22 protein-coding genes are annotated in these 22275 nt (G+C 38.1%); all 22 read left to right on the top strand.

The features are described 5' to 3' along the window. Nucleotides 1-595 precede the first annotated feature (595 nt). The 22 genes from EKM69_RS05960 to gndA all read left to right on the top strand — a co-directional run bounded on the left by EKM69_RS05960 (nt 596) and on the right by gndA (nt 21517). Entirely contained in the window at nt 596-1996 is a 1401-nt protein-coding gene (locus EKM69_RS05960; RefSeq protein WP_125709140.1) for an MFS transporter, read from the top strand. Between the two features lie 131 nt (nt 1997-2127). After that, the gene (polA, locus tag EKM69_RS05965; protein WP_125709142.1) at nt 2128-4785 is read left to right on the top strand and encodes a DNA polymerase I; all 2658 of its coding nucleotides are present in this window, start codon (nt 2128-2130) and stop codon (nt 4783-4785) included. A gap of 21 nt (nt 4786-4806) precedes the next feature. Beyond that, nucleotides 4807-5634 (top strand): DNA-formamidopyrimidine glycosylase, encoded by an 828-nt coding sequence (mutM, locus tag EKM69_RS05970; RefSeq protein ID WP_125709144.1) that lies wholly within the window; start codon nt 4807-4809, stop codon nt 5632-5634. Further along, nucleotides 5631-6224 carry a dephospho-CoA kinase gene (gene coaE, locus EKM69_RS05975; protein WP_125709146.1) on the top strand — a complete coding sequence of 198 codons (594 nt, stop codon included), beginning with the start codon at nt 5631-5633 and terminating at the stop codon, nt 6222-6224. Before mutM ends, coaE begins: the two co-directional genes overlap by 4 nt. Before the next feature lie 16 nt (nt 6225-6240). Continuing rightward, nucleotides 6241-6729, top strand: coding sequence for a transcriptional regulator NrdR (nrdR, locus tag EKM69_RS05980; protein WP_125709148.1), 489 nt, complete (start codon nt 6241-6243; stop codon nt 6727-6729). A gap of 5 nt (nt 6730-6734) precedes the next feature. Beyond that, the gene (locus tag EKM69_RS05985) at nt 6735-8099 is read left to right on the top strand and encodes a replication initiation and membrane attachment family protein (RefSeq protein ID WP_125709150.1); all 1365 of its coding nucleotides are present in this window, start codon (nt 6735-6737) and stop codon (nt 8097-8099) included. 2 nt (nt 8100-8101) lie between these two features. Then, nucleotides 8102-9013, top strand: a complete 912-nt coding sequence (gene dnaI / locus EKM69_RS05990) for a primosomal protein DnaI (protein WP_125709152.1) — start codon at nt 8102-8104, stop codon at nt 9011-9013. Between the two features lie 294 nt (nt 9014-9307). Continuing rightward, entirely contained in the window at nt 9308-11269 is a 1962-nt protein-coding gene (gene thrS / locus EKM69_RS05995) for a threonine--tRNA ligase (protein WP_125709154.1), read from the top strand. A 570-nt stretch (nt 11270-11839) separates the two neighbouring features. Further along, nucleotides 11840-12640: an HAD family hydrolase gene (locus EKM69_RS06000; protein WP_125709156.1), complete on the top strand. Its 801-nt coding sequence runs from the start codon at nt 11840-11842 to the stop codon at nt 12638-12640. Between the two features lie 214 nt (nt 12641-12854). After that, nucleotides 12855-13385: a translation initiation factor IF-3 gene (infC, locus tag EKM69_RS06005; protein ID WP_125709158.1), complete on the top strand. Its 531-nt coding sequence runs from the start codon at nt 12855-12857 to the stop codon at nt 13383-13385. A gap of 14 nt (nt 13386-13399) precedes the next feature. Next, on the top strand, nt 13400-13597 hold the full coding sequence (rpmI, locus tag EKM69_RS06010) for a 50S ribosomal protein L35 (RefSeq protein ID WP_010623720.1): 198 nt from the start codon (nt 13400-13402) through the stop codon (nt 13595-13597). 32 nt (nt 13598-13629) lie between these two features. Continuing rightward, a complete protein-coding gene (gene rplT, locus EKM69_RS06015; protein WP_125709160.1) occupies nt 13630-13986 on the top strand; it encodes a 50S ribosomal protein L20 in 357 nt (118 codons plus the stop codon). A gap of 67 nt (nt 13987-14053) precedes the next feature. Further along, on the top strand, nt 14054-14581 hold the full coding sequence (locus tag EKM69_RS06020) for a YqeG family HAD IIIA-type phosphatase (protein ID WP_125709162.1): 528 nt from the start codon (nt 14054-14056) through the stop codon (nt 14579-14581). Beyond that, nucleotides 14568-15683, top strand: coding sequence for a ribosome biogenesis GTPase YqeH (yqeH, locus tag EKM69_RS06025; RefSeq protein ID WP_125709164.1), 1116 nt, complete (start codon nt 14568-14570; stop codon nt 15681-15683). Before EKM69_RS06020 ends, yqeH begins: the two co-directional genes overlap by 14 nt. Before the next feature lie 9 nt (nt 15684-15692). Further along, nucleotides 15693-16007, top strand: a complete 315-nt coding sequence (locus tag EKM69_RS06030; protein ID WP_125709166.1) for a YhbY family RNA-binding protein — start codon at nt 15693-15695, stop codon at nt 16005-16007. Between the two features lie 19 nt (nt 16008-16026). Then, nucleotides 16027-16659, top strand: coding sequence for a nicotinate-nucleotide adenylyltransferase (locus tag EKM69_RS06035; RefSeq protein WP_125709168.1), 633 nt, complete (start codon nt 16027-16029; stop codon nt 16657-16659). After that, nucleotides 16656-17258: a bis(5'-nucleosyl)-tetraphosphatase (symmetrical) YqeK gene (yqeK, locus tag EKM69_RS06040; protein WP_125709170.1), complete on the top strand. Its 603-nt coding sequence runs from the start codon at nt 16656-16658 to the stop codon at nt 17256-17258. Before EKM69_RS06035 ends, yqeK begins: the two co-directional genes overlap by 4 nt. Before the next feature lies 1 nt (nt 17259). Next, nucleotides 17260-17625 (top strand): ribosome silencing factor, encoded by a 366-nt coding sequence (gene rsfS, locus EKM69_RS06045; RefSeq protein ID WP_191988687.1) that lies wholly within the window; start codon nt 17260-17262, stop codon nt 17623-17625. Beyond that, nucleotides 17615-18343, top strand: a complete 729-nt coding sequence (locus tag EKM69_RS06050; RefSeq protein ID WP_125709172.1) for a class I SAM-dependent DNA methyltransferase — start codon at nt 17615-17617, stop codon at nt 18341-18343. The genes rsfS and EKM69_RS06050 overlap by 11 nt, the downstream gene beginning before the upstream one ends. A gap of 9 nt (nt 18344-18352) precedes the next feature. Then, complete coding sequence (locus EKM69_RS06055; RefSeq protein WP_125709174.1) at nt 18353-19462, top strand: nucleotidyltransferase family protein; 1110 nt, start codon at nt 18353-18355, stop codon at nt 19460-19462. Beyond that, nucleotides 19455-20003 carry a YceD family protein gene (locus EKM69_RS06060; RefSeq protein WP_125709176.1) on the top strand — a complete coding sequence of 183 codons (549 nt, stop codon included), beginning with the start codon at nt 19455-19457 and terminating at the stop codon, nt 20001-20003. The genes EKM69_RS06055 and EKM69_RS06060 overlap by 8 nt, the downstream gene beginning before the upstream one ends. A gap of 92 nt (nt 20004-20095) precedes the next feature. Continuing rightward, nucleotides 20096-21517: an NADP-dependent phosphogluconate dehydrogenase gene (gene gndA / locus EKM69_RS06065; RefSeq protein ID WP_125709178.1), complete on the top strand. Its 1422-nt coding sequence runs from the start codon at nt 20096-20098 to the stop codon at nt 21515-21517. Nucleotides 21518-22275: the final 758 nt, after the last annotated feature.

The raw sequence follows: 22275 nt of genomic DNA on the forward strand, positions 1-22275 counted from the left end.
ACCAAAAATAACGGATTAACACCTGCAGAAATGCGAGAAATGTCAGGAATGGCTGCTTAAAAAATTATTATATTTAAATCGTCCGGTTGAAAAATATGGCTCAGGACGCCACTTTGAACCAATCGGGGAAACCGCCCGCTTGTTTCAAAACTGCACCTTTCACTAAGCTCCTTCGTCGCCAAGTGAAATTTCACCACTGAGGGCTGCATCCCCGGGCCCCTCCGTCTAGATAGTGCAACAATCCTCCCTTTTTTTGGTGAGGACCGATTTTTTTTGATCAAATTGGCACTTTTTGCGCGTCCTAGTTTCTGTGGTCTATCTCAGTTTCTGTTTTTGTTGGTGAGATCAAGACCAAAATCAAAAGCCCAATCAAAATCAAAAGCCCAATCAAAATCAAAAGCCCAATCAAAAGACTGAGGACTGAGATCATAACTGAGAATGGTTAAGGAGTTTGATTCTGGTGGTGTTAAGATTTTAGCTCTGTTTTTCCTTCGTTCAGTGTGACTTTTGCTTTGATTTTATTTATTTTTATTTTTTTAATGTTATTTTGCTATAATTGTTTGGTATTTCAATTTTTTGAAAAGAGGATTTGTGTATGAATTCGAGGGTGTCGCTTCGGCTTAAGTTGTCTATTTTGGCGGTTGGGTTGCTTACTTTTACTGGGGTTTTGATCGAGACTTCGATGAATGTTACTTTTCCTGAATTGACTCGGCAGTTGGGGGTTAGTTTGGGGACTGTTCAGTGGTTGACTACTGGTTACTTGCTGCTGACTACTATTGTTATGAGTACTACGGCTTTTGTTTTGAAAAAATTTGATCCTCGGAAGGTTTTTGTTTTTGCCGCGACACTTTGCTTTTTGGGGACGTTGGTTTGTTTGTTTTCTACTAATTTTCCTATTTTGCTGATTGGTCGTTTGATCCAAGCTGTTTCTACTGGATTGGCCACTCCGTTGATGTTTAATTTGATATTTACGGAAGTTCCTGCTTCTAAGTTGGGAGTTTATACAGGGTTTGCTAGTATTATTATTTCTCTAGCTCCAGCGCTTGGTCCTACTTATGGTGGGATCGTTAGTGATATTTGGTCATGGCGAGCTATTTTTATTGGAGTTATTCCAATTATTTTGTTTTTGAGTATTTTAGGGTTCTTTACTGTTCGTGGGAAAGCTGCAGGGGTAAAGGATCTTAAGTTCGATTACTTAGGTGTTGTTGGTATCGCAGTGATTTTTACGATGATTTTATTCACTTTTGATCAAGCAGGGCGTAATGGTTGGCTTTCTTGGCAATTTGCTGGTTGGATCATTTTGTCTGCTGTGATCACTGTTGGGTATTGGTTTTATAATCAACATTCTGATCGACAATTGATCGACTTTTCTATTTTGAAATTGCCGGTTTTACGTCTTCGATTATTTAGTTATTTTTCATTGCAATTTATTAATATTGGCCTGTCATTCGTTTTGCCTGTTTTTGCGCAAACGGTATTGAATGCTAATGCTTCGCAAGCGGGATTGATGCTGTTGCCAGGTTCATTGATCGGTGCTCTCGCCGGGCCTTATGCCGGATTTTTATACGATAAGAAGGGACCACTGACACCTTTGCTTATTTCTGGGGTCATGATTACTTTAGGCTCTTTGTTGTTCGTTATTTTCGGTGCCAATTTAACTATTATCGGTGTGGCAGTGATTTATACGGTCGTGCGAATTGGTTTCAATTTTGGATTCGGTACGACTTTATCCGATGGTTCAGTGCAAGTCGCTGGTCCGCAAAAGTCAGACCAAAACTCATTATTCAGTATGATGCAGCAATATGCAGGTTCATTGGGGACAAATGTGTTATCTGTCGTTATTTCTTCAGTAGCACTTTATTCTGGTTCAAAAAGCAGCGTGATCAATACGGCAATTGGGGCACGATTTGACTTTGTTATCGTCTTCATCTTAGCGTTGTTGATTTTGGCGACAGTTATTTACGTTAATTATCGCTACGAAAGCAAAAAAAATTAATTTTTTGGACATCAGGAGACTGATGTCTTTTTTTCACAATGTTGATCGATTGCTTCGTTCCTTTGGCTGTAACTAGAACGTTCTTTTTGGTAAAATATATAGTGATTAACTGTGGTTTAATGGGAGAAAACATGACTGAAAATAAAAAATTATTATTAATTGATGGAAATAGTGTTTCTTTTCGTGCTTTTTTTGCGATGCACAATGTCCTAGATAAGTTCGTTACTGGTGAAGGGATTCATACTAATGCTTTGTATGCCTTTAATAATATGCTTGATATTATTTTAAAAGATGAAAAGCCAACTCACGCTTTGGTGGCTTTTGATGCTGGTAAGACTACTTTTCGGACGAAGATGTATTCAGAGTATAAGGGTGGTCGTGCTAAGACTCCGCCTGAATTGATCGAACAATTACCTTTGATCAAGGAATTGTTGAATTTACGTGGTATCAAGACTTATGAATTGAAAGATTATGAAGCAGATGACATTATCGGGACTATGTCACGAGTTGGCGAATCCGATGACATGGACGTGACGATCGTTACTGGTGACCGTGACTTGACACAACTGACTACTCAAAAGGTAACAGTTCGTGTAAACGTCAAGGGTGTTACTGAGACGGAAGCTTATACTCCCGAACACGTTCAAGAAAAGCTCGGAATAACTCCGGCACAAATCATCGATATGAAGGGCTTGATGGGTGATAATTCTGACCATTATCCTGGTGTTGAAAAAGTCGGTGAGAAGACTGCTCTCAAACTGATAGGTCAATATGGAAGTATGGAAGGTATTTACGATAATATTGACGAAATGAAGAAGAGTAAGTTGAAAGAGCATTTGATCAATGATAAGGATCAAGCTTTTTTGAGTAAGAAATTAGCTACGATCAATATTGAAGCTCCAGTTGAATTGAAAATGGCTGATCTAGAATACGCTGGTGACAATCAGGAACAATTGATCAAGTTTTATCAGAAGTTAGGCTTTAATTCTTTCCTTGAAAAGATGAATATTTCGCCAGCCGATAGTGCTGATCAACTTGAAGAGATCGACTTTGAAGAACTAAACGATGATGCTGTGAAACAAATTGTTCAAGATAAGGGACCACAAACTATAGTCGTTGAAAACTTAGGCGAGAATTATCACGTCACACCGATCATTGGTTTGGCAGTTTTTAGTGGTGATAAATATTATGCGACTGATGATGTAACTATTTTAGAAAATCAAGCTTTTAAAGATTGGCTAGCAGATGCTGATAAGGAAAAATTTGTTTTTGATTATAAGCGGACAATTGCCTTGTTGCATCGATACGACTGCAAATTTGCCGGTGTTAGCTTCGACATGTTGTTAGTAGCATACTTGTTGGACACTAACGACAATAAGACTGATATCGGTCTAGTTGCTCAAAACTATGGTCAACACTTGCCTAGTGCGGATGAATTTTACGGTAAAGGTGTGAAACGTGCTGTTCCAGATGACCGCAATAAGTTGTTGAATTACTTGTGTCAGCAAGCTCAATTGATCAATAGTTTGCATGACAAGATGTTGGCTGAATTAAAGGATAATGATCAAGATAGTTTGTACGATGAAATTGAATTGCCTTTGACTGTTGTCTTGTCCGATATGGAGCTAGAAGGTGTGACTGTTCAAACTTCTAAGCTCAAAGAAATGGAAAATTCATTTGCTCAAAGATTAGCTGACATTGAAAAAGCTATTTACGAAGAAGCTGGCAAAGAATTTAATATCAATTCGCCAAAACAGCTTGGAGTAGTGCTTTTTGAAGACTTGAAATTGCCAGTTATCAAGAAGACTAAAACTGGATATTCCACTGCTGTTGACGTTCTTGAACAGTTAAAAGATAAGTCACCAGTCGTTCAAAAGATCCTCGATTATCGTCAACTTTCGAAGATCAATTCGACTTATGCAGTTGGTTTACAAAAGTTTATCCAACCTGACAATAAGATCCACACAATTTATCAACAAACATTGACGCAAACAGGTCGACTATCATCGATCGAACCTAACTTGCAAAATATTCCTATCAGGATCGATGAAGGTCGTCAGATCAGAAAAGCCTTTGTTCCACAACATGATGATTGGGAAATGTTCTCTGCTGATTACTCACAAGTTGAATTGCGGGTGTTAGCTCACATTTCCGGAGACGAGACGATGCAAGAAGCCTTCAAGGAAGACTATGATATTCATGCTCATACTGCGATGAAGATTTTTGGATTAGATAGCACTGATGAAGTAACACCAAACATGCGTCGTCAAGCTAAGGCTACTAACTTCGGTATTGTATACGGTATTAGTGATTATGGATTATCACAAAATATCGGGATCACTCGTAAGGAAGCTGCCAAATTTATCGAAAGTTATTTTGAACAATATCCTGGAGTTAAGAAATACATGGACGATATTGTTAAATTTGCTCGTGAGAACGGCTATGTTGAAACGATCATGCATCGCCGTCGTTATTTGCCTGATATTCATGCTAAGAACTTTGCCTTACGCAATTTTGCTCAAAGAACTGCCATGAATACACCAATTCAAGGTAGTGCAGCTGATATTATTAAAGTTGCGATGATCAATATGCAAAACAAATTACGCGAAGAAAACTTGCAAGCTAATTTGTTATTACAAGTACATGATGAAATGATTTTTGAAGCTCCTAAATCAGAAATTCCTATCTTAGAAAAACTCGTACCTAGTGTCATGGATTCAGCCGTTAAATTGGATGTGCCATTGAAGGTTGAATCAGCTCACGGCAAGACTTGGTACGAAGCTAAATAAAATAAACAGTAGGTGAAATAAATGCCAGAAATGCCTGAGGTCGAGACAGTTCGTCGTGGCTTGATCGAACAAGTCTTAAACAAGCGAATTACTCACGTTGAGATCCGTTATCAAAATTTGATTACCGGTGATGTAGATGAATTCATCGAAACGGTTACCGGTGCTGTTATTTCTAATATTGGTCGTCGAGCTAAATTTTTATTAATTGAACTCGACAATGGATATACGATCATAAGCCATCTGCGAATGGAAGGGAAATATCGTGTTTCTGCCGATCAAAATGCCATTGATAAGCATTCTCATGCGATTTTTACCTTAGATGATGGTCAAATGCTGATCTATAATGACGTTCGTAAGTTCGGTCGAATGCAACTGTGGCCAACCGATAAACTGTCAGAAAACAAATCGCTCAAAAAACTCGGACCAGAGCCGTTAGCTGCCGATTTTACTTTTGAAAATATTAAGCCGCGGATCATGCGCCATCGGAAAGATATTAAGACTGTCTTATTAGATCAATCAGTCATGGGTGGTCTCGGAAATATTTATGTTGATGAAGTATTATGGCAAGCTAAGATCCATCCGGAAACCAAGGCGGATCATCTGACCGATGAAGAGATCAAAGACATCATTAAATGTTCAAACTCGGAGATCGACATGGCTATTAAATCTGGTGGATCAACTATCCGGACTTACTTAGATGCGAATGGTCATAAGGGAAACATGCAAGATCGTTTGAAAGTTTATGGTAAAGAAGGGGAACCTTGTCCACGGTGTGGGACAGAGATCGTTAAGATCAAAGTTGGTGGACGTGGTACTCACTTTTGTCCTAAGTGTCAGGTGGCCAAATGAGTAAGATATTTGGTTTAACTGGTGGGATTGCAGCCGGTAAGACTACCGTATTGAACATTTTTAAAAAACTCGGCTGTCAAGTTTATGATGCTGATCAAGTGGCTCGGAAGGTAGTTGAACCAGGTACCGTTGGACTAGCTCAGATCACAAAGCAATTCAGCAAAAACATTTTATTGCCTGATGGATCACTTAACCGAAAAAAGTTAGGACGGATCGTTTTTTCTGATCGGCGCCAATTAAAGATATTAACGAGTATTACTGGTCCATTGATCCGTCAAGAAATTGTCCAAATTATTGACGAAGTTAAAAATAGTCCTAGTGATCAAATAACAATTTTTGAGATCCAGTTGCTGTTTGAAACACACTATGAGGAATACTTTGATGCTACAATAGCAGTATATGTAGATCATGAAATTCAATTAAAACGATTAATAAAACGAAATAATATTACTGAACAAGCAGCTGAGGATAAGATCAGTTCACAAATGCCGATGGCTCAAAAACGTGCCTTAGCGAATTATTGTCTCGATAATTCCGGTACGGTTGAGGATTTGGAAGAACAGATCAAGCAGCTGTTAAAACAACTTTAAGAAAAGAGGAAAACTTATGATATGTCCACATTGCCACCACGATTCGTCTAAAGTTGTTGATAGTCGACCGAGTGATGAAGGCCGTGCTATTCGAAGAAGAAGAGAGTGTGAATTTTGTGGTACAAGATTCACAACTTTTGAGCGAGTTGAAAAATCACCACTACTAGTCATCAAGAAAAATGGCAACCGTGAAGAATTCCGTCGTGATAAATTACTACGTGGCTTAGTTCGTGCAGCTGAAAAGCGTCCGGTAACTATGGATCAAATGAATGCCATTGTTGACAAAGTTGAAAACAAGATCAGAGCTACTGGTGAAAATGAAGTTAAATCACAAGATATTGGTGAACACGTCATGAAAGAATTGGCTGATGTTGACGATGTGACTTACATTCGTTTTGCTAGTGTTTATCGTGAATTCAAAGATATGTCTGGATTTATGAATGAAGTCCAAGAAATGATGGCTAATGATAAATCTGACAAGAAAAAAGGTGCAACCAAGGATTAAAGGAGGTGTCTCTGACGTTTGAATCACAAGAAAATCAATTAACTCCTTTAACAGGTTACTGGTGTTTACCAGCAGAACATTTTGGCAGTGTCGATCAACAAGTTTTGACCGACCTTTATTTGCCATTGATCGGAGCAAAGGCTTTTTCGATCTACCAGCTCCTTTGGCAAAAAGTTCCCAATAAGCAGTTGATCTCAGAGCGGGAAAGTCATTCGACATTGATGTCGTTGTTAGACATGGATTTGAATACTTTTCGTAATGAGCGCGTGAAATTAGAGGCAATGCATCTAATTAAAACTTTCGCCAAGTCAGACGACCTGGGTGAATTTTATATTTATCAACTATTTGCTCCATATTCGGCTGATAAATTTTTAAATGACGATATTTTAAGTGTCTTTTTGTATGAAAAGATCGGTGAGACCCAGTATCAACGATTGGTCGAAAAATACGGTCATTCTCAACAAGTTTTAGATGGGGCACAAGACGTTAGCCAGAGTTTTTTGTCTGTCTTTAAACTCAACGATAACGACCTACTGAACACACCGGCGACGGTTTCTAATGCACAGCAGCAGTTCGTTGCCAAGACAACTCAGAAACCATTTATACCGGCTCAACAAGTCAAAGATTACGATTTTGATTTGATCGAGAGTCGGACCACGGATATTTTTCACGTGTCAAAAGACTCTTTGCTGAAAAACCAAGAGCTGATTTATAGTTTGCACGAATTTTATGGTATTTCGGAAGTTTCGATGATCGACCTTATCGGAGAGACAATGAACATCGTGGATAATACGGTTGATCCTGAGGCTTTGAAGCGTGTAGCTCAAAAACGATTTGAGGGAAAAGCCAATGCCCATGCACGTGTTCAAGATACGCCACTAGAAACCGATCAAAAACCGCCACTCCGGTCCAATGATCCGAATGCGTTGCTGATCCAACGTGCAAAATCGACTAATCCAGCCGACTTTTTGGCAGAGGAGAAGCAACAACGAAATGGTTTTGTTGGTGATTCTGAGTCACGAGCTTTGAGGACATTAGTGTTCAGGCAAATATTAAATACACCTGTCTTAAATATTATGATTCACTATGTTTTACAAATTGCCCCAGCCCTAACGACAGCCTTGATGGAGACTATTGCTAACGACTGGAAGCAAAATGGGGTGAAGACGCCCGAGGATGCGCTCAAACGAATCAATGAATTTCAAAATCGTCCTCGAGGTAAGCGTCGATACAACCAAGCACCCAGAAAAATCGAGAAGGCAACTGACTGGAGTAAAGTGAAGAGTAAGCCTGTTACCACCAAGGACAGTTCTTCAGCTGAGCAATCTCGTCAGGAAATGCTTCGAAAACTAAGGAATAAGGATAAATAATTATGGAAAAATTTGGTGATGTTTTAGCTGCCGGATTTCAAAATTATCATTTTAAAAACAATAACTACAAGCAATTAATGGAACAAGCTTTGCAAGACCCTGATGTAGTCAAATTTTTACAAAAGAATCAGGATAAGATCAGCAAAGAAGCCATTGATGTTTCAGCAGCAGCCATTTATGAATACTACAATCACAAGACTAAGCCGAATGAGTTTTCTAAAGATTACGTTCCGACTTTAGTTGTTAGCAATCACAACATCGAGTGTGCTTATTTGCCTAATCAACAAAAGATCAGTAATGACCGTAAAAAGGCTTATGAAGCAGGATTTAGTCTGGTTGACATGCCTAAAGATATTCGAAAGGCTAATTTGGATGGCTATGATGGTGCCGGACGTCAGGAGGCCTTCGTAGCTGCGATTAATTTCATTGAAAGCTATCAACCAGATGGGAAGTTCGTCCCTGGACTTTATTTAGCTGGAGATTTTGGTGTTGGAAAGACTTATTTATTAGGTGCTATCGCTAATGAGTTGTATGCTCGGGGAGTGAAGTCGACAATGATGCATTTCCCTAGTTTTGCGGTCGAGATGAAAGACTCAATCAACAGTAATAACACTTTGGAAAAAGTTAACAAGATCAAGGCTGCTCAGATCTTGATGATCGATGATATTGGCGCCGATTCCGTTTCTAGTTGGATGAGGGATGAGATCCTTGGTGTTATTTTGCAATATCGTATGCAAGAAAATTTACCAACATTTTTCTCATCGAATTTTTCAATGAAAGAATTAGAAGCTCATCTGGCTATCAACTCCAAGGGAGAGCAAGAGCCTGTTAAATCTGCCCGGATCATGGAGCGGGTCAAATACTTGTCTCGTGAAGTGATCGTTACCGGTCAAAATCGAAGAAATAAGGGTTAGAGCTTGCAAATATAAAAAATAAATGTTTCAATAATTACATGAAAGACAACACTTCGGTTCTATTCAGGGAGGGTACGATTACTGAAAGCTTACCCATTACTGGAGTTACCACTTCCATATAAAACTGTATATCGGTTGGTTACTTTATAACCATAGAGTGAAAGCTGTTTAGTAACAGTTTTAATTTGGGTGGAACCGCGCAGAATGCGTCCCAGAAGTATGAATGCAATGATTGTATTTATACTTCTGGGACGCATTTTTTTGTTGTCCAAATATTAGGAGGTTACGTGAATTATGTCAGAAATCAAATTAACATTCCCAGACGGAACAGTTAAGGAGTTTGATCAAGGCACAACTACTTTGGATGTTGCAAAATCAATCAGCACATCTTTAGGAAAGAATGCTATCGCTGGTAAGTTGAACGATACATTGATCGATGTCGAAAGACCTATCAAACAAGATGGTAAAATCGAAATTATTACTGGAAAGGACGATGCAGATTCTCTTAAGGTTTTGAGAAATACTGCTAGTTTAGTTTTCAGTGCTGCAGCAAAGCAATTCAAAGCTGATCTTCACTTTGGTGAAAAACAAGCTAACGATGATGGATTCTTTGTTGATACAGACGATGCTGATCAAATCACAGTTGATGAATTAGATTCAATTGCTGAAATGATGAACAAGTTGATCAAGAAAAATGACAACGTTGAAAGAACATTGATGGACAAATCAGAATTAGTTGAGATGTTCAAAGATGATCCTTACAAATCATCATTGCTTGGTGCCATTGATTCAGTTCAAATTCCTGTTTACAAGATCGATGACTTTATTGACTTTGGTTATGACGCAGTTCTACCAAACATCAAGAACTTGAAACACTTCAAGTTACTTTCAGTTGCCGGTGCTTATTGGCAAGGCAAGTCAAGTAACCCAATGCTCCAAAGAATTTACGGTACTGCATTCTTCAAACAAGATGACCTCGATGCTGATATGAAACGTCGTGCCGAAATCAAAGAACGTGACCACAGAACAATTGGTCGTGAACTAGATTTATTCTTTGTTGATCCTGAGGTTGGTGCTGGTCTTCCATACTGGATGCCAAATGGTGCAACAATTCGTCGTGTTATCGAAAGATACATCATCGACAAGGAAGTTGCATGGGGCTATCAACACGTTTACACACCTATCTTGATGAACTTGAATGCATATAAGACTTCAGGTCACTGGGAACACTACCGTGAAGACATGTTCCCACCAATGGATATGGGTGATGGCGAAATGCTTGAACTTCGTCCAATGAACTGTCCTTCACATATTCAAATTTACAAGCATCACACACGTTCATATCGTGAATTGCCTGTCAGAATTGCTGAATTAGGAATGATGCACAGATATGAAAAATCAGGTGCTTTGAGTGGATTACAACGTGTTCGTGAAATGACATTGAACGATGGTCACACATTCGTTGCTCTTGATCAAATTCAAGAAGAATTCAAACGTACACTTCAATTAATGATGGAAGTTTATGCTGACTTTGATATCACAGACTACACATTCAGATTGAGTTACCGTGACCCAGCCAATACTGAAAAATACTTTGATGATGACGAAATGTGGAACAAGTCACAATCAATGTTGAAGGCTGCCATGGATGACCTTGGTTTGGACTATTACGAAGCAGAAGGCGAAGCTGCCTTCTACGGTCCTAAGCTAGATGTTCAAACAAAGACTGCTTTAGGTAATGACGAAACATTATCAACTATCCAACTAGACTTCATGCAACCAGAGAAGTTCAAGTTGACATACGTTGGTTCAGATGGTGAAGATCACAGACCAGTTATGATCCACCGTGGTATCGTTTCAACTATGGAAAGATTTATTGCTTACTTGATCGAAATTTACAAGGGTGCTTTCCCAACATGGTTAGCTCCTACACAAGTTAGAATTATCCCTGTTAACAATGACTTGCACAAAAACTATGCTGAAAACTTGTTAGCTGAACTACGTAAGAAGAATATTCGTGCTACGATCGATGATCGTGATGAGAAGATGGGTTACAAGATCCGTGACGCTCAAACAATGAAGATTCCTTATACAGCCGTTGTTGGTGACGACGAAATGGCTGATGCTACTGTTTCAGTTAGAAAATATGGTGAGGATAAGTCAGAGTCAGAATATGTTGCTATGTTTGTTGATTCTGTTGCTGCTGATATTCGTAACTTTTCACGTCAGGGTAAGGATAAGGAAAGAAAGATTTAGATTTTTTTATGAGATGTTTATGGTCGGCGCTTTTTATTGGCGTCGGCTTTTTTTGTTGTTTGATTTTTTTTGAGGTTTGATTTTGTGGGGGAGGTTTGTTCCCGGTTCTGGGAGGATTCCGAAAATTTCGCTGTGGCTTCCTTAGTTGTTCGGTGGCGTAGCCACCACCAAGAACCAGTTGCGCAAGTGTATTAGCACTTACGTTCCTCTATTTCACAGCTGACGGCGAATTTTCTCCATCCTCCCAGAACCTAGTTGGGTATAAACATCACTTTTTGGTTTGGGGTACGGTACTTATATTTGTTCTACTAGGTTGCTGCGTTTTGATTTGTTTACAGATTTTTTTGTGTCCTAGGATTATTGTAGTCGTTCCTATCTTGTTAATGCTTATTTTTACATATCATCGGTTGCTATTTTATTTTTTTCTTTTTCTTGCTCTTTGACTTGCTCCTTTGTCGCGTCAAAATCGCTGTCGTAAAGCATGCGGTGTGTAGTTGGTTTGTATTTCTTTTCTTTATCTCCTATTATAGGTAGAATGGTTACTAGGATTTATTAAGTTGAGGTGCTTTTATGTTTAAGTTGATTGCGACTGATATTGATGGGACTTTTTTTGATGACGATCATGATTATGATCATGAGAGGTTTAATCGGCAGTTGAAGCTGTTGCATGAGCAGGGTGTTAAGTTTGCTATTGCTAGTGGGAATTATCTTGGTCATTTGCAACGTGTGGTGCAGTTTTCTCCGGTTGATGCTTTTGTTTCGGAGAACGGTGCTCATATTATGGCTGGTGATGATGAGGTTTTTGCTTCTTATTTGAAGTCGGATACTGTTAATGCAATTATTGATGGTCTGGATTCTTTGGGCGATAATTTGCAGTCTTTTATTTTATCTGGGGAAGAGGCTACTTATGTTGATTCTAAGTTTGAGCCTTTTTTGAATAAGTATTATATTCATAATTATCAACTTACTGATGATGTTAAGAATGTTTCTGATGATGTTTTTAAGGTTAATATTAGTTTGAATGATGATAAGTTGGATGAGGTTACTGCTGATCTTAATTCTCGCTTTGCGGATGAGATCCATGCTACTGCTAGTGGCTTTGGTAGTATTGATATTATTTCTAAGGGGATCAATAAGGCTTTTGGGTTGCAGAAGTTGGCTGATTTTTATGGTATTGGCTTGGATGAGATCGTTAGTTTTGGAGACAATAGTAATGATGATGAGATGTTGGCTGAAACGGGGCTTGGCTTTGCGATGAAGAATGCTAAGGCTTCTACTCAAAAAGCTGCCGATCATGTTACTGAGTTTGATAATAACTATCAAGGTGTTTTAGAAACTATCGATTCAATTTTTGGCTTTAATACTAAATAATGTTGTATAATATTTTTATTGATTAATTGTCGACTGTTTGTTGACAAGGCAGTTATACACTGGTATTATTAATACCTGTTGAGATTAAGCAGAAGCGCCCGCTTCTCACCTATGCATGTGCCTCTAGGTAAATACTGTATAAGATAATTATATTAGTGGGCGTGCGTATGCACCCCATTTTTTTAGTGGGAACATTTTTCGGAGGTGACTACTCATAGCAAGAGATTTATTAGTAAACGATCAAATTCGTTCAAAAGAAGTTCGGTTGATTAACGAAAACGGAGATCAAGTTGGTGTTAAACCAAAGGCAGAGGCTCAACGTCTAGCTGACGCAGCCAATATGGACCTTGTCCTCATGTCACCTGGAGCAAAGCCTCCAGTTGCTAGAATTATGGACTATGGTAAATATAAGTTTGAACTTCAAAAGAAAAATCGTGAAGCTCGTAAAAAGCAAAAGGGCGTTAGCATCAAAGAAGTTAGACTAAGTCCAACAATTGAAGAAAATGACTTTAATACAAAGCTTAACAATGCCCGTAAGTTCCTGAGCAAGGGCGATAAGGTCAAAGTTTCTCTTCGCTTTAAGGGTAGAGCTATTACTCATAAAGAGATAGGAAAAGAAGTCTTAGATCGTGTAGCTGACAAGACAAAAGATATTGCCAATGTTACTACAAAACCTAAGATGGATGGCCGAAGCATGTTCTTAATGCTTGATCCAATTAGTTCTAAAGACAATAAGAAAAAATAGTGGAGGGATTTTCAATGCCTAAACAAAAAACACACCGTGCATCAGCTAAAAGATTCAAGAAGACAGCTACTGGTGAATGGAAGAGAAGTCATGCTTACACAAGTCACCGTTTCCACGGAAAGACTAAGAAGCAACGTCGTCAATTGGCAAAATCAGGTTTAGTTTCATCAAGTGACATGAAACGAATCAAACAAATGTTAGCAACATACTAATTTAGGTATCGTAATTCAAAGGAGGAGTCATTATGCCACGTGTAAAAGGTGGAACAGTAACTCGCAAACGTCGTAAAAAAGTTTTAAAATTAGCTAAGGGATATCGTGGTTCAAAACATATCACTTTTAAAGCAGCTCATACACAAATCATGGTTTCATACCGTTATGCATTCCGTGATCGTCGTCAAAAGAAACGTGATTTCCGTAAGTTGTGGATCGCAAGAATCAACGCAGCTGCAAGAATGAACGAAATCAGTTACAGCAAAATGATGCATGGTTTGAAGTTGGCAAACGTTGACATTAACCGTAAGATGTTAGCACAAATTGCTATTGAAGATCCAAAGGCATTTACAAGTTTAGCAGAAACAGCTAAGAAAGCTTTAGCTTAATTAATAAAACGTAATTTGGACATTCCAAATTACGTTTTTTTACTAAGTATATAAATGAGGGTAGATTATGTTTAAACCTACAGTTATGTTAAATAAGATCACAGATATTGAAGTTGAGGATCTGAAGAAGGAAAATATCACAACTATCATGACCGATTTGGATAATACCATTTTGCCATGGAATAGTAGTGAATATAGCTTGTCATTGAGAAAATGGCTTAATATAATGAAAAAGGCGAATATTGAAGTATTGGTCGTTTCGAATAATAGTTATAAACGGATCGAAAAAGCCGTAGCCGACTTAGAAATCGGCATCGTGGCTCGTGCGAAAAAGCCGCTGCCATTTGAGATCATGAAATATCTGAAAGAAAATCACATTCAAAAGGAAGAAATCCTTTTTGTGGGTGACCAAATTTTTACAGATGTTTTAGCTGGTTCACTTTCGGGTGTTACGACAGTTTTGGTTAAACCAATTGTTGAGACTGATGCTAAGAAGACTCGTGTTAATCGCTTTTTTGAGAGACCTTTATTGAAATACCTACAAAAGACTAATAAAAATTTATATTGGAAGGATTCATTACATGACAGAAAATGATGAAGTATTATATTGCATTGGCTGTGGAGCCCAGATCCAAACAGAAGATAAGGATAAACCAGGCTTTGTTCAGCAATCAACGCTTAACAAATATTTGGAGGATGATTCTAAAGAATTATTGTGTAAGCGATGCTTCAGATTAAGAAACTATAATGAGATCACTGATGTAAATATCGATGATGATGAATTTTTGAAATTGCTTGATTCAATTTCAAGCAAAAAAGGATTGATCGTTAACGTTGTCGACATTTTCGATTATGAAGGTAGTGTTATTCCTGGTCTACAACGTTTCGTCGGGGATAAGAATATCTTAGTAGTAGGAAACAAATTAGATCTACTTCCTCGGTCAGTTAATCAAAATAAATTGCTGAACTGGCTTCAACAAAAGAGTAAGGAAAATGGTATTAAATCGATCGGTCAATTAATGGTGTCTGCTCAAACTGGAGCAAATATCGATAAATTGATGCAAATGATTGAAAAATACCGTGATGGACAAGACGTATATGTCGTCGGTACTACTAATACAGGTAAATCGACATTGATCAATAAGATCATTTCCGAGAATTCGGATGTTAAAGACTTGATAACGACATCGAGATTCCCAGGAACAACATTGGATAGAATCGACATTCCTTTAGATGATGGACATTTCTTGATCGATACCCCTGGTATCATTCACAAGTACCAACTAGCACATTATTTAAATGAACGAGAATTAAAGGCCGTGACTCCTAAGAAACCATTGCGTCCAGCAACTTTCCAACTGCGTGATGGTCAGACGATCTTCGTCGCCGGCTTAGCTCGTTTCGACTTTTTAGATGAGAAGTCAAACGTGGTCTTTTATGTCAATCAAGGTCTTGTACTGCACCGGACTAAAACTGTCAATGCTGACCAATTTTACGAAAAGCACATCGGAGAAATTTTAAATCCTCCTGAAGAAGCGTCGACATTACCGGAACTGAAAAAAGAAGAATTTACTTCCCATCAAAGGTCAGACATTGTTATTTACGGATTAGGCTGGGTGACTATCCCTGCTAATTGTAAAGTCCGTGTCTATGTTCCAACAGGAGTTAGTGTTTCAATTCGAGACGCTATCATTTAAGGAGAAAATATGATAATAAAAGGTAAACAAAACCGTTATTTGCGTAGTCAAGCGCAAACAATGAAGCCGTTAGTTCAAGTAGGACGCGACGGTATTAGCGATAATTTATTGAAACAAATTCAACAATTACTTAATAAAAATGAATTGATCAAGGTTTCATTATTACAAAACACCATGGTTAGTGCCGACCAATTGATCGAAGCTTTAAACGAACAAGATGGTGGCATTGCTTTGATCCAAACAATTGGGTCAAAAGTTGTTTTGTATAAGAAATCTTCTAAGATCAAAAATCGTAAATATTCTTTAGAACTTGAAAAAATTTAGTATTAAGTGAAGATGAATAATGAGAACACAAAAACAAATTTTAACTAAAGCAAAACCAGAAATTCAAACTAACTATCCTAAACGTCACGTGGGTATCTTAGGTGGTACTTTTAACCCGATCCACACGGGACATTTAGTGATTGCAGAGCAAGTATATCAACAGCTAAAGCTAAGCAAAGTCTTATTTTTGCCTGATAAGATCCCGCCCCATCGAGGAGTTGAAAAGACTAAACCGATCGATAGTAAGGATCGGATCGAGATGATCAAATTAGCGATCGAGGACAACATGCACTTCGACCTTGATTTGACGGACGTTAATCGTGGTGGCGTAAGCTATACTTATGAGACAATTAAGATCTTGAAACAATGCAATCCTAATACGGAATTTTATTTCATTATCGGTGGCGATATGGTTGAAAATTTGTCCAAGTGGTCTCACATTGATGAGTTGATGCAAATGGTCCACTTTGTCGGTGTATGTCGGAAGGGTTTTGAAAAAAGATCAAAGTATCCTATACTTTGGGTAAATACTCCTGAGCTAGAGATCAGTTCAAGTATGATCCGAGATGCTGTGAAGACTAATAAGTCAATCAAATATTTAGTGCCACAAGCAGTTGAGGACTACATTAAAGATAAGGGGCTTTATCAATGACAAGCTTTGATTATGACAAAATAGTTCCAGGATTTGACCGAGAAGCTGTGGTCAACCAAATGAAGGCCAACATGAGTGATTTCCGTTTTACGCATTGTCTTCGAGTGGAAAAGCAAGCTCAAGAATTAGCCGAGAAGTTTGGAGCTGACGTTTCGCGTGCTGGATTAGCCGGATTATTGCATGATTTTGCAAAGGAAAGAAGCGATGAACAATTCATCGCGACTATCAAGAAACATAATCTTGACCCAGATTTGTTAAATTACGGCAATGCCATTTGGCATGGGATCGTTGGTGCCGAGATCATCAGGGATGAACTCGGGGTATATGATGAAGTAGTTTTAAATGCTATCCGTCGTCATACCGTGGGATCCACCGCCATGACAGACGTCGATAAATGTGTTTTTATTGCAGATTTCATCGAACCACAACGAGATTTTCCAGGTATTGATGAAGCACGCAAGTATGCGGCTAAGTCGTTGAACGCAGGTGTAGCTTTTGAACTAAAACATTCAATCGCACATTTGATCGATAAAAACAGAAAGATTTATCCAGAAACATTTATTAGTTATAATTATTGGATAGATAAGGGAGAATTATAATTTGAATTCAAAAGAAATGATGGAAATTGCTGTAAAAGCAGCAGATAGCAAACACGCAAATGATATTGAAGTTTTAGATATTAGCAAAGTTAGTATCATGACTGATTATTTTGTGATCATGGATGCTAATTCACAAAGACAAGTGGACGCAATCGTTCAAGAGATCCTCGATAAAGAGGGCGAAAACAATGTTGAAATCGGCCACGTTGAAGGAAAGAGAGATTCAGAATGGATCTTGATCGACCTTCACGACGTTGTTATTCACGTCTTTACTACTGAACAACGTGGATTCTACAACTTAGAAAAATTATGGTCAGATGCACCATCAGTTGACATCTCAAAGTTGGTAACTGTTAATGATCTATAATTCGTTCGCTGAAGTATACAGTGAATTAATGGACGACTCACTTTATCAAAAATGGGCCGACTACGTTAAGAATCGGACTAATGCTGGTAGTAAGTTGCTCGATGTAGCTTGTGGTACCGGAGATTTGACGATTTTATTGGCGAATGATTATCAAGTTACTGGGACAGATTTGTCTGAAGAAATGTTGAAAATCGCAGACCAAAAGGCTCAAAAAGCTAAAGTACAGATTCCATTTGAACCTAGTAATATGATGGATTTTTATGATTTTGGCCAATTCGATGTCATCACTTGTTTTGACGACTCGATTTGCTATTTAAGCGATGAAGATGAGTTGTACATTGCTTTCAAGCAAGCATTTGATCACCTGGAAAAGGGTGGTAAATACTTGTTTGATGCTCATTCACTTTATCAAATGGATGAGGTTTTTCCTGGGTATATGTTCAATCATAAGGCCGAAGATTCGGCTTTTATGTGGAGCAGCTTTGAGGGTGAGTACCCGCACTCGATCGAACACGAATTAACTTTTTTCAATTATGACGACAAGATCGATGGATATAAAGTTAACACCGAGCTCCATCGTGAGCGGACTTATCCCGTTGAAGTGTATCAAGAGATTTTAAAAGACGTTGGCTTTAAGAATGTCAAAGTAACTGCAGATTTTGGTGAAAATAGTATCCAACCTGACTCAAATCGTTGGTTTTTTGAGTCGGAAAAATAGGAGACTTTAATGAAGGTTTTTGGTTTAGTAGCTGAGTTCAACCCATTTCATAATGGCCATCAGCGTTTTATCGAACAAATTCATACTAAATATCACCCCGATGTATTAATTGCCGTTATGTCAGGCAATTTTGTCCAGCGGGGTGATTTTGCGATACTTGATAAACATACTCGTGCAAAAATTGCAGTTGATAATGGTGTCGATTTGGTCATAGAACTGCCGTTTGCTAAAGCCGTTCAACCAGCAAATATCTTTGCTGAAAAAGCCATCGAGTTGTTACATAGTATCGGTGTTACTGACATCGTGTTTGGAACAGAAGAGTCGATCGATTTTCGAAAGGCAAGTCAAGTCTTGCAAGCTGCTCATTCGTTTGAACAAGATTTTCATCAAAATTATGCTGAAAATTTTAATCGTGTAATGAGTGCGTCGGGAATCGATACGGCAAATAAGCCAAACCAATTACTAGGAATCAATTATGTTAATTCCATCATCAAACACAATTGGTCCATTAAAGAGCATTTTTTGATAAGACCGAAAGATGGCTTTTCAGCTACTAAAATTCGAAATACTTTGTTAGGTGAATTTGGTTTATCACTCGATGAATCAATTCCTAAATCAAGTACGTTTTTTTTCAAATCAAACGAATTGATGAACTGGGAAAAATTTTATCCTTATTTAAGGTATAACATTTTGTCGAAATCATTGGATGAATTACAATTGATTTATCAAATGGTGGAGGGCTTAGAGTACAAAATAAAAAAAGAATTAACTAACGCAGATTCATTTGACGAATTAAGTCAAGCAGTCAAATCAAAACGGTATACGTTAGCTCGGATCAGACGGTTGTTAATGTATGTGTTGCTAAATGTTAGTGACTCAGAAATGAAAACTGCTCTGGAGACTGATTACTTGCAAGTCTTAGCTTTTGACCAAGTAGGTCAGCAATATTTGAGTGCGCAGAAGAAACAGTTGGAGATTCCCTTGATCACTCGAGTAGGGAAGACTGAAGCTGCCAGTATGCCGTTAGCGATCAAAGTTGATAGCATTTATCAAATGATCAATCAGCGCGAACAAAATTTTGGAGTGATCCCTTATATTAAGGAGGAGAACAATGCTTAATTGGGACATACAAGAGGTTAGGAAATACAAAGATAAACCTTTTGATTTTAAAGAACAGCTCGATTTAGAAAAAGTTTTAAAAGAACGCTTTTCTGATATTATTTCAGCACAACCAGCTGATGTTACCGGTAATTTATTTAATGATCGTGGATTGGTGATCTCTGATGTGAAGGTCGGTGTCAAATTGACCGTCCCTTCAACCAGAAGTCTCGAACCAGTGGATCTTAATTTACAATTCCGGATCAATGAAGCTTACAATATTGATAATATCGATACCGAGGAAATCGAAGATTATGCCATCATTATTCCAATCGATGATGAAAATCCAACTATCAATGTTTATGAATCAGTTATCGACAATATTTTATTAAATATTCCAACCCAAGTATTAACTGAAAAAGAAAAAACTCAAGACGTAATGCCATCCGGTAAAAACTGGACAGTTATTTCTGAAGATGAGTTCAAGAAACAAAAAGAAGAGGAACACGTTAACCCTGAATTTGCCAAATTGAAGAATTTGTTCAAAGACGAGGGTCAATAGTGCCCTCTTTTTTCATTTTTTGTTAATATAGTACTATGAATTAACTAATGTTAATCTTATATTGATTTAATTATTTTATTGGAGGTATACGTATGAGTAAACCACAAATCGGTGTAATTGGAATGGCCGTAATGGGTAAGAACTTGGCGCTTAATATCGAAAGTCGCGGATATGAAGTTGCTATTTATAATAGAACAGGTTCAAAGACAGAAAATGTTGTGAAAGAACATTCTGAAAAGAAACTAGTTCCTAGTTACACAATCGAAGATTTTGTAAATTCTCTTGAAAAACCACGTCGTATTATCATGATGGTTAAGGCTGGTGCTGGTACTGACGCTGTGATCGATCAATTGTTGCCACTTCTTGACAAGGGTGATGTTTTGATCGACGGTGGTAACACATTCTTTGAAGATACTATCGAAAGAAACAAGCGTTTGGATAAATCTGGTATCAACTTTATCGGAATGGGTGTTTCTGGTGGTGAATTAGGTGCACTTCAAGGTCCATCACTAATGCCAGGTGGCCAAAAAGAAGCTTATGACTTAGTTGCTCCAATTTTGGAACAAATTTCAGCTAAAGCCGACGAAGACGGAAAGCCATGTGTTACATACATCGGTGCTAATGGTGCAGGACACTATGTAAAGATGGTCCACAACGGTATCGAATACGGTGACATGGAATTGATCTCAGAAAGTTATAACTTACTTTCACACTTATATAATAATGACCTCAATAAAGTTGCTGACACATTTAAAGAATGGAACAAGGGTGAACTTTCAAGTTACTTGATCGATATCACTGCTAACATCTTAACTAGGAAAGATGATCAAGGTAGCGATGACTTTATCGTAAACAAGATCATGGATAAAGCTGGTAACAAGGGTACAGGTAAGTGGAGTTCACAAAGTGCTCTTGAATTAGGTGTTCCACAATCATTGATCACTTCAGCTGTTTATTCACGTTATATTTCTGCTTACAAAGATGAACGTGTTAAAGCAAGTAAGGTCTTGAATGGACCTAAAGAAATTCCTGATGTTGATATCGATGAGTTCGTTGAAAAGATCAGAAAAGCTTTGTACTTCAGTAAGATCATGAGTTATGCTCAAGGATTTGCTCAAATGAAAGCTGCCGGCGAGCATTATGACTGGGATCTTGATTTTGGTAAGATTGCTCAGATCTGGAGAGCTGGTTGTATCATTCGTGCACAATTCTTGCAAAAGATCACTGATGCTTATGATAAGGATGCTAACTTGGATAACTTGCTGTTAGATGACTACTTTGAAAACATTGTTGAAGAGTATCAATCAGCTGTTCGTGATGTTGTTAGTTTTGCTGTTAAGGCTGGTATTCCAGTTTCTGGATTTATGTCAGCTGTTTCTTATTATGATCAATATCGTTCTGAAGTATTGCCTGCTAATTTGATTCAAGCACAACGTGATTACTTCGGTGCTCATACTTATGAGAGAAACGATAAGGATGGAATTTTCCATTATACTTGGTATGAAGAGCAATAGTTTTTATGTTTGGTCGGGGCTGCGTTGCAGCTTCGGCTTTTTTTGTTGTCTTGAGGTGAGAGAGTTTTTGGCAGACGAGAAGAGTTTTTGCTTGGTTGAACGTTTGTGATTCTTGGTGGTTTGGGTTGAGGTGGTATTTTGGGTTGAGGTTCATTGCCGACTCCGGGGCCCGGGGATACAGCCGCTGGAACGTGGTGGGCACATTTTGAACCAATCGAGCAAAGTGCGCTCGCTTGTTTCAAAACTGCACCTTTCACTAAGCTCCTTCGTCGCTAAGTGAAATTTCACCACTGAGGGCTGTATCCCCGGGCCCCTCCGTCTAGATAGTGCAACAATCCCCTTTTTTAGATTGGGACCGAGTTTTGTTGATCAAGTTGGCATTGTTTGTGCGTCCTAGATTTTGTGGTCTATCTCAGTTTCTATCTTTTTTGGTCAGTTCAAAACCAAAATCAAGGTCAGAACCAGACCAGAACCAGACCAGAACCATACCCAAACCAGGATTAAGGCCTTAAAGGTAATTAGTAGGGAAGTTCATTATGGATTTTATTTGTTAGTTTGGTATAAAGGGAATGATTTTTTTCTCGAGAATATTAAAAGTTGTTTGCTTTTTTCTCATTTATTTTTTGGGGGATTCAGATGTTGGATTAGGTGAAGTTTTTTTGTTTTTTCTTTGGACTGTTTTTTTGTTTTTCACTTTTTTATTTTTTAATTCTATTTTTGTTTGGTTAATTATTTTTTTGGAAGTTTTTTGTTATTTA

The organism is Companilactobacillus zhongbaensis, assembly GCF_003946515.1.
Classification (GTDB): domain Bacteria; phylum Bacillota; class Bacilli; order Lactobacillales; family Lactobacillaceae; genus Companilactobacillus; species Companilactobacillus zhongbaensis.